8 protein-coding genes are annotated in these 11,024 nt (G+C 73.2%); 5 read left to right on the plus strand and 3 right to left on the minus strand.

All coding sequences use genetic code 11. From position 1 onward, the window contains the following. Positions 1-162 precede the first annotated feature (162 nt). Entirely contained in the window at positions 163-1,194 is a 1,032-nt protein-coding gene (locus tag ABZ951_RS32615) for a hypothetical protein (protein ID WP_344093343.1), read from the minus strand. A 175-nt stretch (positions 1,195-1,369) separates the two neighbouring features. Between ABZ951_RS32615 and ABZ951_RS32620 the strand changes: the two genes are divergently transcribed. Next, positions 1,370-2,656 (plus strand): adenylosuccinate synthase, encoded by a 1,287-nt coding sequence (locus tag ABZ951_RS32620; RefSeq protein ID WP_344093341.1) that lies wholly within the window; start codon positions 1,370-1,372, stop codon positions 2,654-2,656. Positions 2,657-2,745: 89 nt separating this feature from the next. Here the strand turns inward: ABZ951_RS32620 and ABZ951_RS32625 are convergent, their stop codons facing one another. Both ABZ951_RS32625 and ABZ951_RS32630 read right to left on the minus strand, forming a co-directional pair. After that, a complete protein-coding gene (locus ABZ951_RS32625; protein ID WP_344093338.1) occupies positions 2,746-4,482 on the minus strand; it encodes a serine/threonine-protein kinase in 1,737 nt (578 codons plus the stop codon). Positions 4,483-4,605: 123 nt separating this feature from the next. Continuing rightward, positions 4,606-4,809, minus strand: coding sequence for a cold-shock protein (locus ABZ951_RS32630; protein WP_015607926.1), 204 nt, complete (start codon positions 4,807-4,809; stop codon positions 4,606-4,608). A gap of 562 nt (positions 4,810-5,371) precedes the next feature. Here ABZ951_RS32630 and ABZ951_RS32635 point away from each other — a divergent pair. The 4 genes from ABZ951_RS32635 to ABZ951_RS32650 all read left to right on the plus strand — a co-directional run bounded on the left by ABZ951_RS32635 (position 5,372) and on the right by ABZ951_RS32650 (position 10,887). Continuing rightward, complete coding sequence (locus ABZ951_RS32635; protein WP_344093334.1) at positions 5,372-6,727, plus strand: aspartate aminotransferase family protein; 1,356 nt, start codon at positions 5,372-5,374, stop codon at positions 6,725-6,727. A 124-nt stretch (positions 6,728-6,851) separates the two neighbouring features. Further along, complete coding sequence (locus ABZ951_RS32640) at positions 6,852-7,523, plus strand: GntR family transcriptional regulator (RefSeq protein WP_344093332.1); 672 nt, start codon at positions 6,852-6,854, stop codon at positions 7,521-7,523. Positions 7,524-7,684: 161 nt separating this feature from the next. Continuing rightward, complete coding sequence (locus ABZ951_RS32645) at positions 7,685-10,156, plus strand: dolichyl-phosphate beta-glucosyltransferase (protein ID WP_344093347.1); 2,472 nt, start codon at positions 7,685-7,687, stop codon at positions 10,154-10,156. 80 nt (positions 10,157-10,236) lie between these two features. Then, entirely contained in the window at positions 10,237-10,887 is a 651-nt protein-coding gene (locus ABZ951_RS32650; protein WP_344093330.1) for a hypothetical protein, read from the plus strand. Positions 10,888-11,024: the final 137 nt, after the last annotated feature.

Raw genomic sequence — 11,024 nt, forward strand, 5'->3', positions numbered from 1 at the left:
GCGGGCCGGAGCGGGTGGGGGTTTCGGGGCGTAAAGCGAAGCAGCCCCGACAACAGGCCCGCGGAGGCCCGCCCCCGCACATTGACAGCCCCGCGCAGCGGACACGGCCCCGCGCAGCGGGAAACGGCGAGAAACCCGGAAAACGTCGGCCAGTCCGGGCGGCTAACCCCCGGCGGAGCCGCCCGGTTCGCGGGGAAGGATCAGGCGCCACGCCCCCTCCCGCACCGTCCACGTGCGGGTGCGGACCGGGCCCGTGAGGACGTTGTCGGCGCGGTAGCGGAAGTCGGGGCCGGAGACGGTGACCCGGTAGGCGCGGGCGCGCAGGGGGGCCTCCGCGCCGTGCGGGTGCACCACGACCTCCGCGAAACCGTCCACCGCGGTGACCGAGACGCGGGCGACCGGCTGATCCAGGTCCGTGAGCACCACCCCGTCGGCCTCCACCCGCAGCCGGGTGCAGACGGGCAGGGGGTGCCGGGCGGCCGGTCCGGTCAGCAGGGCGAGCGCGGAGCGCGCCGTGCGGGCCGCCGGGGACCACCACGGCTGATGGTCCACTGTGACGCCTGTTACATCTGAGGCGCCCGCGAGACCGGTCACGGCCGCTACACCCGGCCCGCCCGGAGCGCCCGCCGGGTCCCCGGCCACCGCCGCCGCCGGTGCGGCCGCCTCTCCGGTCCCCAAGGGCTCGTACGACCCGTTCGGCCCATTTCCCTCAGGTGTTTCTGTCGTTTCATCCGCCGGATTCAGGCCACCCGAACCGGGGATCCACAGCCCGCCGAGCACCACGGTGCCGCCCTCGTCCACCAGGGCGTCCAGTCGCCGCTCGGCGCCGTCCAGCACCGCCCGCGCGGCGGCCACCGACCCCAGCGGCACCCCGAGCGTACGGGCCAGGGAGACCTCCGGCAGGGCCCCGACGGGCACCAGCGCCACCGGGACTTCCGGCAGCTCACGCCGCTGCTGGAGCAGGCCCACGGCATGCAGCAGCGCCCGGTCGTCGCCGATGACGACGGGCCGCCTCCGGCCCCGCCGGGCGAGCGCGCGCTCGACGTCCTCCGGGCCGTCCGGGAGGCATATTTTCGCCACCGCGCCGCCGCAGAGGACGTCCCTCGCGATCCGCACGGACTCACCGTCCACGCGACGGGCGACCGGGTCGATGACCACGAGCAGCGGCTGCTCGGTGGAGTCTGGAGCCGACACCTCGGTCCTTCCTCAGGTAATCTCTCGGTGCAAGAGCCCCTGTCGCTGTTGCGCCAGGGGCTTCGTCTATCCGGGGCACCGGTTCGACGGCTCTAGCGTTGGTGTACGCCCTGAGCAAGCGGGGTGACACCACCACGCACGTTGGACATGCCCCGCCCGGAAGGGGTGTACGCCTGTGCCCGCACTTGTGCTGCTCGGTGCTCAGTGGGGTGACGAGGGCAAGGGAAAGGCCACCGACCTCCTCGGTGGATCCGTGGACTATGTGGTGCGCTACCAAGGTGGCAACAACGCCGGCCACACGGTGGTCGTCGGCGACCAGAAATACGCGCTGCATCTCCTCCCTTCCGGAATCCTCTCGCCGGAGTGCACTCCGGTGATCGGTAACGGAGTCGTCGTCGACCCGGCGGTCCTGCTCTCCGAGCTGAGCGGACTCAACGAGCGCGGCGTCGACACGTCCAAGCTGCTGCTCAGCGGTAACGCGCACCTGATCACGCCGTACCACACGACGGTCGACAAGGTGACGGAACGCTTCCTCGGCTCGCGGAAGATCGGCACCACGGGCCGCGGTATCGGCCCGACCTACGCGGACAAGATCAACCGTGTGGGCATCCGCGTTCAGGACCTCTACGACGAGTCGATCCTGACGCAGAAGGTCGAGGCCGCTCTCGACTTCAAGAACCAGATCCTGGCGAAGCTCTACAACCGCCGGGCGATCTCGCCCGCCGCGATCGTGGAGGAGATGCTCACCTACGCCGAGCAGATCAAGCCGTTCGTGGCCGACACGACGCTGATCCTCAACAACGCCATCGACGACGGCAAGGTCGTCCTCTTCGAGGGCGGCCAGGGCACGCTGCTCGACGTCGACCACGGCACGTACCCCTTCGTCACCTCGTCCAACCCGACCGCGGGCGGCGCCTGCACGGGTACCGGCGTCGGCCCGACGAAGATCAACCGCGTGATCGGCATCCTCAAGGCGTACACGACCCGCGTCGGCGCCGGCCCGTTCCCGACCGAGCTGTTCGACAAGGACGGCGAGGCGCTGCGGACCATCGGTGGCGAGCGCGGTGTGACCACCGGCCGTGACCGCCGCTGCGGCTGGTTCGACGCGGTCATCGCCCGCTACGCGACGCGCGTCAACGGCCTGACGGACTTCTTCCTCACCAAGCTCGACGTCCTCACGGGCTGGGAGCAGATCCCGGTCTGCGTCGCCTACGAGATCGACGGCAAGCGCGTCGAGGAGCTGCCCTACAGCCAGAGCGACTTCCACCACGCGAAGCCGGTCTACGAGATGCTGCCGGGCTGGTCCGAGGACATCAGCAAGGCGAAGACGTTCTCCGACCTGCCGAAGAACGCGCAGGCGTACGTGAAGGCGCTGGAGGAGATGTCGGGCGCGCCGATCTCCGCGATCGGCGTCGGCCCGGGCCGCACCGAGACGATCGAGATCAACTCGTTCCTCTCGTGAGGCACGCCCCTGCGTGAGGCAGCCGTCTCCCGCGGGGCACCCCGCGCGAAAAGCGCCCCGGCGGCTCCGGCCGCCGGGGCGCTTCGCGTTCAGCCCGTCTTGTCGTACACCTGCGGCGCCTTGTCCGTCCCGACGAAGTAGCGGCTCAGCCGGCCGTTCGCGAGGAGGGTCAGCTCGGTGGCCTCGCCCGGCGGGCACGCCGTGGCCGGCTCGCCGAGGGTGACCCGGGACGGGCTCAGGCGCAGCGGCGTGCCGGAGGTACCGCCGCCGGTGAGGGACGCGGCCCAGGCGCAGCGGTAGGCCGTGCCGTCGTCGGTCGTGCCGCTGGCGTTGATAGTGGCGACGGTCGCGCCCACCGAGCCCTGTCGGAGGACGAGCCGGCGGTAGTTGGCGTGGCCGGACACGTCGAAGGTGAAGTGCCAGCTGCCGAGGAACTCCCGCGGCACCGCACCGGAGACCGGGGTGGCCGGTCCGCTGCCGGGCGCCGGGGACGGCGGCGTGGAGCCCGCCGAGGGCGAGGCGGGGGTGCCCGGGGCCTGCGGTGCCGATGAGGCGGAGGTGTCGCCGTCGGCGCCGTGCTTGATGAGGAACACCGTGCCGCCGCCCGCGAGCAGCCCGGCGGCCACCACCCCGGCCAGCAGCACGGGCGTCCGGGAGCGCCGCGGGGGCACGGGGGCGTACGGGCCGCCGATGTGGGTGGCGGAGTGGTACGGACTGCTGCCGTACGGGCCCGCGTGCGGGTAGCCGTAGGCGGCGCCGGGGGCCGGGGGCGCGGGCGGGCCGGCCGCGGCACCGGCCGTGACGGTCGGCGGGTCCTGCGGGGATATCCGCGTCGGCTCGTGGTGCGGGGCGGGCGGGCGCGCGGCCTCGGGCGGCAGCGGGCCCGCCGTGCCCACGGGCTCCTCCACGTCCAGCAACTGCACCGCGTGCCGCCCCAGGCGGGCGACCAGCCCGCCCGGCAGCCACGGGTCGGCCGAGCTCAGGCCCCCGAGCAGCTCCTCGACGCCCGTCTGTTCCAGGACCTGATCCGGCGTCGGCCGGTCACCGGGCTCCTTGGCGAGGAACGCCTCGATGAGGGGGCGCAGCGAATCGGGGACGTCGGTGAGGTCCGGCTGCTCCTCGGCGATGCGGAACATCAGCGCGTGGACCCCGCTGTCCGCGGTGCCGAAGGGCATCCGGCCGGTGGCCGCGTAGGCCAGCACCGAGCCGAGGCAGAAGACGTCGCTGGCGGGGGTGATGCGGACGCCGCGCACCTGCTCGGGCGACATGAAGCCGGGCGAGCCGACGGCCGCGCCGGTGCGGGTGAGGCCGTCCCCGTCGGTGACGGTCTCCAGGGCGCGGGCGATGCCGAAGTCGATGACGCGGGGGCCGTCGAGGGTGATCAGGACGTTCGACGGCTTGAGGTCGCGGTGGACGATGCCCGTGGCGTGGATGGCCTGCAGGGCGCGGGCGAGGCCGGCGCCGAGGATGCGCACGGACCGCTCGGGCAGCGGCCCGAAGTCACGGTCGACGACCTGCCGCAGGGACGGCCCGGCGATGTAGCCGGTGGCGACCCAGGGAACCTCGGCCTCGGTGTCCGCGTCGAGCACGGGGGCGGTCCATTCGCCGCCGACCTGCCGGGCGGCGCGGACCTCGGCCTTGAAGCGCCGCCGGAACTCCTCCTGGCCGGCCAGCTCGCGGTGGACGAGCTTGACGGCCACCGTGCGGCCGCGGTCGGAGCGCGCCAGGTACACGCGGCCCATGCCGCCCGCGCCGAGCCGTCCCAGCAGCCGGTACGCGCCGAGCGTGCGCGGATCTTCCGGCCGCAGGCTTTCGAGATTTTCCATGGCGCTGCCCTCCCCGTGTCCCCCGTGTGTTCTTCGCGGAGAATAGCGGGGCGGCAAACGGCCGGGGCCCCGCACCTTGAAAGTACGGGGCCCCGGCGGCGACAGCCACGGTGTGGCGTCGGATCAGGCGGGAACGATGTTCTCCGCCTGGGGGCCCTTCTGGCCCTGGGTCACGTCGAAGGAGACCTTCTGGCCCTCCTGGAGCTCGCGGAAGCCCTGGGTGGCGATGTTCGAGTAGTGGGCGAAGACGTCGGCGCCGCCGCCGTCCTGCTCAATGAAGCCGAAACCCTTTTCAGAGTTGAACCACTTCACGGTGCCAGTAGCCAAGATGATCTCCTCATGAGTGCAGCGCCCAAATTCCGCACGGCACGGAAAATGCAAGAGCGCCCGGGGTCACAGACCGTCGGGCGCCGACATGAAAATTGGGTCCAAAACTGCAACGGAAAACGACCGTAGCACGCGGGCCCCCGGCTGCGGTGGGTTTCGTGACCGGAAAATTCACGGCGTGTCGGCGGGCGGGCACAGCCCCCGGGCCTGCGGTGCCCGCTGCCCCCGGGGCAGGGGTCAGCGTCGTGGTGGCGGCCGCGAGGTCCGCTGCGGGCTCCGCCCCGGGCGCGTCCGTCTCCCTGTGCGAGGGCGGCGCCTGCCGTGGGCCGGCGGGCCCGCCTCGCCGGCCGCAGGCGCCACCGCCGCGGGGCACGGGGGGCGGAACACCCCCGCTACCGGCCCCGGGGCCGGGCACCCCCGCACCCGGCACTCTGTCGTCGCGCGGGCCGAGCACCCGACACAGTGCCGGTACCCGCGCCCGTACGCCCCTCCCTACGCTGGCGCCGTCCCCGCCCCGCACAGCCCGGCCCCCCGTTCATCCTCCCGATCCGAGGTAACGACCGTGAGCACGCAGCCCGACCCCGCCGCCGGCGCCGCCGTGAAGGCCACCGACCGCGCGCACGTCTTCCACTCCTGGTCCGCGCAGGGCCTCATCGATCCCCTGGCGGTCGCCGGGGCCGAAGGCTCGTACTTCTGGGACTACGACGGCAACCGCTACCTCGACTTCTCCTCTCAGCTCGTCAACACCAACATCGGCCACCAGCACCCCAAGGTCGTCGCCGCGATCCAGGAGCAGGCCGGGCGGCTGTGCACCGTCGCGCCGGGCTTCGCCGTGGACGTGCGGTCCGAGGCCGCCCGGCTGATCGCCGAGCGCACCCCCGGCGACCTCGACAAGATCTTCTTCACCAGCGGCGGCGCCGAGGCCGTCGAGAACGCCGTCCGCATGGCCCGGCTGCACACCGGCCGGTCCAAGGTGCTGAGCACCTACCGCTCGTACCACGGGGCGACCGCCGCCGCGATCAACCTCACCGGCGACCCGCGCCGCTGGCCGTCCGACACCGCCTCGGCGGGCGTCGTCCACTTCTGGGGGCCCTTCCTCTACCGCTCGCCCTTCCACGCGGAGACCGAGGAGCAGGAGTGCGAGCGCGCCCTGCGCCACCTCGCCGACACCCTCGCCTTCGAGGGCCCGCAGAGCGTCGCCGCGATCATCCTGGAGACCGTGCCCGGCACCGCCGGGATCATGGTGCCCCCGGCCGGTTACCTCGCCGGCGTCCGGGAGCTCTGCGACCGCCACGGCATCGTCTTCATCCTGGACGAGGTCATGGCCGGTTTCGGGCGCACGGGCCGCTGGTTCGCCGCCGACCACTGGGGCGTCACCCCCGACCTGCTGACGTTCGCCAAGGGCGTGAACTCCGGCTACGTGCCGCTCGGCGGCGTCGCGATCTCCGCCGAGATCGCCGCCGGCTTCGACCGGCGCCCCTACCCCGGCGGCCTCACCTACTCCGGGCACCCGCTGGCCTGCGCCTCCGCCGTCGCGACGATCGAGGCCATGGCCGAGGAGGGCATCGTGGAGAACGCCGCCCGCATCGGCGAGGACGTCCTCGGCCCCGGCCTGCGCGAGCTCGCCGAGCGGCACCCGAGCGTCGGCGACGTCCGGGGCCTGGGCGTCTTCTGGGCGCTGGAGCTGGTCCGGGACCGGGCCACCAGGGAGCCGCTCGTGCCCTACAACGCGGCCGGCGAGGCCGCCGCCCCCATGGCGGCCTTCACCGCCGCCTGCAAGAAGTCGGGCCTGTGGCCCTTCGTGAACATGAACCGCACCCACGTCGTCCCGCCCTGCACCGTCTCCGAGGCCGAGGCGAAGGAGGGCCTCGCCCTCCTGGACGAGGCGCTCACGGCGGCCGACGCGCACACCGTCTGACGCGGCCGGGTACCGTACGTCCTTCCCGCGCGCACGCCCGTACGCTCCGCGACGGCCCTCGCCTATCTTGTTGCGAGGGCCGTTCGCACGCGGGCGCACGGTCACGGAAGGGGAGACGGACACGATGCCCGGCAGCGAGGCTGTCAGACGCACGACGCTGCGCTCGCAGATCGCCGACGCCCTGCGCGACGAGGTCATAGCGGGGCGGCTCCCGGCGGGGCGCCAGTTCACCGTCAAGGAGATCGCCGAGCAGTACGGGGTGTCGGCGACGCCCGTCCGCGAGGCGCTGCTCGACCTCTGCTCGCAGGGGCTGCTCGACGTGGAACTGCACAAGGGCTACCGCGTCCGCGCCTTTTCCTACGCCGACTTCCGCGACATGGTCGAGGCCCGCGCCCTCATCGTCGAAGGCATCTTCCGGCACTCCGCGGAACGCGCGCTGCGCGGCGTCACCCCGCACGCCCTGGCCTCCGTGCGGCGGCGCGCGGAAGAGGCGGGCCGGGCGGCGGTCGCGGGGGATCTGGACATTCTCATCGGCTATGACCTGCGCTTCTGGCGGGAGCTGACCAGCCTGGTCGGCAACCCGTACATATCGGACTTCCTGGACCGGGTGCGGGTGCAGAGCTGGATCTTCACGGTGCCCCTCCTGCGCCGCTTGCCCAGCCTGCGGGGCCGGCTGTGGCACGGCCACAGCGAGCTCGTCGAGGCGGTGGCGGCCCAGGACGCACTCGGCGCGGAGCGGATCATTGACGGCTACAACGAACACGCGCTGGCATTGATCGCGAGACTGACCGAATAGGGTCGAAGCCGGGTATGGCCATCAGTTAATGAGACGGAATCCGCAATGACCTCCACACCGGTATGCAACCGAGCGCCGCATAAGGGCGTCCGAAGCTTGTGACCCGCTTTCAGCCGTCCCGACCGCCCCGGCCGACCGACCTTTCCGGCACCGCCGCCCCCCTGCCGCGGCAGACGGATTCCCGTGCGACCCCGGGCCCCGGCACCGATCTCACCGTGGTCGTCCCGGCCTACGAGGAGGAGGGCAGGCTCGCCCCCACGCTGGCGGCGGTCCGCGCCCACCTGGAGACGCTGGAGGCCGCCCCCGGCCGCCCCGCCACCTGGGAGCTGATCGTCGTCGACGACGGCTCCACGGACGGCACCGCGGACATCGCCGCGGCCGCGGCCGCCGACGAGCCGCGCGTGCGGGTGCTGCGCACCCCCGCCAACCGTGGCAAGGGTCACGCCGTGCGCACCGGAGTGCTCGCTTCCCACGGCCGCCGCGTCCTGGTCACCGACGCCGATCTGGCCACCCCCATCGAGGAGCTCGACCACCTCTGGCAACGCATGGACGAGGGCGCCGGCGCCGCCATCGGCTCCCGCGCGTTGCCCGGCTCCCGCATCGACGTCCGCCAGCACGCCCTGCGCGAGGCCCTCGGGCGCGCCGGCGCCCGGCTGATACGGGCCGCCGCCGTCCCCGGCATACGGGACACCCAGTGCGGCTTCAAGCTCTTCGACGGCGACAAGGTCCGCGCCGCCTTCGAGCGGTCCCGGCTGGACGGGTGGAGCTTCGACGTCGAGATCCTGCGCTTCTTCCACGCCCAGGGCTGGGAGGTCACCGAAGTGCCCGTCCGCTGGTCCCACCAGGCGGGCTCCAAGGTTCGCCCGCTCGCCTACCCCGGGGTCCTCGCCGACCTGCTGCGCATGCGCGTGGGCCGGCCCGCGCCCACCCGGCTCGCCGTTCCCGCGCTCTTCTTCTTCTGCGCCTTCCTGCTCTACGCGGGCCTGTGGGGCGCCCTCGGCCACGGCTACCTGGCCGACTCGGGGTCGGACCAGGCGCAGTGGGAGTGGTTCTTCGCGGTCACCGCCGACAACGTCGCGCACCTGCGCGACCCGCTCTTCACCGACCTGCAGAACGCCCCGCTCGGCGTGAACCTCATGGCGAACACCGTCATGCTCGGCCTGTCCGTCCCCCTCGCGCCCCTCACCCTGGCCTTCGGCGCCCACGTCACCTGGGCGGTCGTGCTCACCGGCGGCCTCGCCGTGACCGCCTGCTCCTGGTACTGGCTGATAGCCAAGCGCTTCGTGCGGTCCCGCTGGGCGGCCGCGCTCGGCGGTGCCTTCTGCGCCTTCGCGCCGCCGATGATCTCCCACGGCAACGCGCACCCCAACTTCCTCGTCCTGTTCATGATCCCGCCGATCATCGACCGGCTGCTGCGGCTGTGCGAGGGCGGGCGCCCCACCCGGGACGCCGTCGTGCTCGGCCTCTTCCTCGCCTACCAGGTCTACCTCGGCGAGGAGCCGCTGCTGCTGGCCGTGACCGGCTTCGCGCTCTTCGCCCTGGCCTACGCGATCGCCGACCCCGACGCCGCGCGCGCGGTGGCCCGCCCGCTGCTGCGCGGCCTGGGCATCGCCGCCGCGGTCTCCCTGCCCCTGGTGATCTACCCCCTCAGCCACCAGTTCTTCGGCCCGCAGAGCTACCACAGCGTGCTGCACGGCCAGGTCGGCAACCACCCGATGGCGCTGCTGGAGTTCGCCACCCGGTCGCTGGCCGGCGACCCGGGCGTGGCCGCCTCACTGTCGCTCAACCGGACCGAGGAGAACGCTTTCTTCGGCTGGCCGCTGGTCCTCCTGACCGTCGCCGTCACCGTCCACCTGCGCCACCAGCCGCGCGTCCGCGCCCTGGGCTGCACCGCCCTCGCCGCGGCCGTCCTCTCCCTCGGCCAGAACATCCCGCTGCCCGGCACGGACCGGACCCTGCCCGGACCCTGGCGGCTCGTCGCGCGGCTGCCGCTCTTCGAGTCGGTCATCGAGTCCCGCGTGGCGATGGTCTGCGTGCCCGCCCTCGGCATCCTCCTCGCCCTCGCCTGCGACCGGCTGGCCACGCCCCGGCTGCGCAGCGAGCGCGAACGCTCCCGGCGGCTGCTCGGCTGGACCGCACTCGCCGCGGCCCTCCTGCCGATCGTGCCGACGCCGTACCGGACCGTCGAACGCGACCCGGTGCCCGCCTTCATCACCGACGGCACCTGGCGCGACCACGTCCGCCCCGGCCGCTCCCTGGTGCCCGTCCCGGTGCCCGCCCCCGCCGACCCCAGGGCCCTGACCTGGCAGGTGCGCGCCGACTTCGGCTTCGCCTTCCCCGGCGGCTACTTCAACGGGCCGTGGGGGCCGGACCGCACCGGCATCTACGGGCCGGAGCCGCGCGCCACCTCCGACCTGCTGAACCGGGTCCGCGAGCGCGGCGAGGTCCCCGACATCGGGCCCGCCCAGCGCCGCGACTTCCAGGCCGACCTGCGCTTCTGGCGCGCCGACGCCCTCGTCCTGGACCCGCGCGACAACGGTGCGCAGCTGCGCGAGACCGTGACCCGGCTGACGGGCAAGGAGCCGGAGCGGACCGGGGGCGTGTGGGTGTGGGACGTGGGCGCCGGAAGCTGACGCCTGCCCGGTATGACAACCGGCCCCTCCGCACTACTCTGGCCCGACCATCGCATCAACGCGAACGAGAGTGAGTTCACGTGGCCTGTGACCTCTGGCTTGTCCCCCTCGTCGATGTGCTGTGCCACAGCCCCGACAACCCCTTCGCCGAGGAGATCGCCGCGTACGACAAGGCGCTCGGCGAGGCGGGGCTGCCTCCCGTGCCGGTCTTCGGCTACATGCCGGGCCTCTCGGGGGACGTGGCGCCGGTCGCGGGCTTCGACTACGACGCCCTGCACTTCCTGCGCCGCGCGCACCTGCTGAACCTGTGCGGGCTCGCCGTCACCCCCGTGGACGAACTCGGGGGCGACTACGAGCAATTGCTGGAGATGTTCGAGACCACGGCCCAGCAGTCGCACCTGGTGTGGCACTACGACCACGCCGGGGCCTACGTGCCCGTGGACTTCGCGCACCCGCTCTCCAGCGACGAACTCCTCGAAGGCGGCGGGCCCCTGGGGTCCAGCCAGGGGCTGCTGCGCGAACTCCACGCCGTCGCGCCCGTCCTGGGTATCGATCCGGCCAATCCGCCCGCCGCGCCGGCCGCGCCGGAGAGACCGACGGGGCTGGAGGAACCCGCCGCACCGGGCCCCTACGACGCGAGCCCGTTCGCACGGGAGCGGCACGTCTGGCTAGGGCTGCACGCGGCGGCGACGCGGAGCCTCGGTCAAGGTTCGATGATCGTCTTCAGCTGACCGTCGCGTCGTGTGCGCACCACCGCTGCGCGGCGGTGTCCTCAAGCGCCGGACGGGGGGGTTTGTTGCTGTGGGGAGGCCCAAAACAGCCCCGGCGGCCGGTGGGGTCGCGCCCGCCGGGCGGGGGCCGGCGCCCG

The sequence above is a fragment of the Streptomyces sp. NPDC046215 genome, from assembly GCF_040646215.1.
Taxonomy (GTDB): domain Bacteria; phylum Actinomycetota; class Actinomycetes; order Streptomycetales; family Streptomycetaceae; genus Streptomyces; species Streptomyces stramineus.

Excerpts from the sequence above, each read along its gene's own strand:
- ABZ951_RS32625 (WP_344093338.1), bottom strand. The coding sequence starts at position 4,482 with ATGGAAAATCTCGAAAGCCTGCGGCCGGAAGATCCGCGCACGCTCGGC.
- ABZ951_RS32640 (WP_344093332.1), top strand. The coding sequence starts at position 6,852 with ATGCCCGGCAGCGAGGCTGTCAGACGCACGACGCTGCGCTCGCAGATC.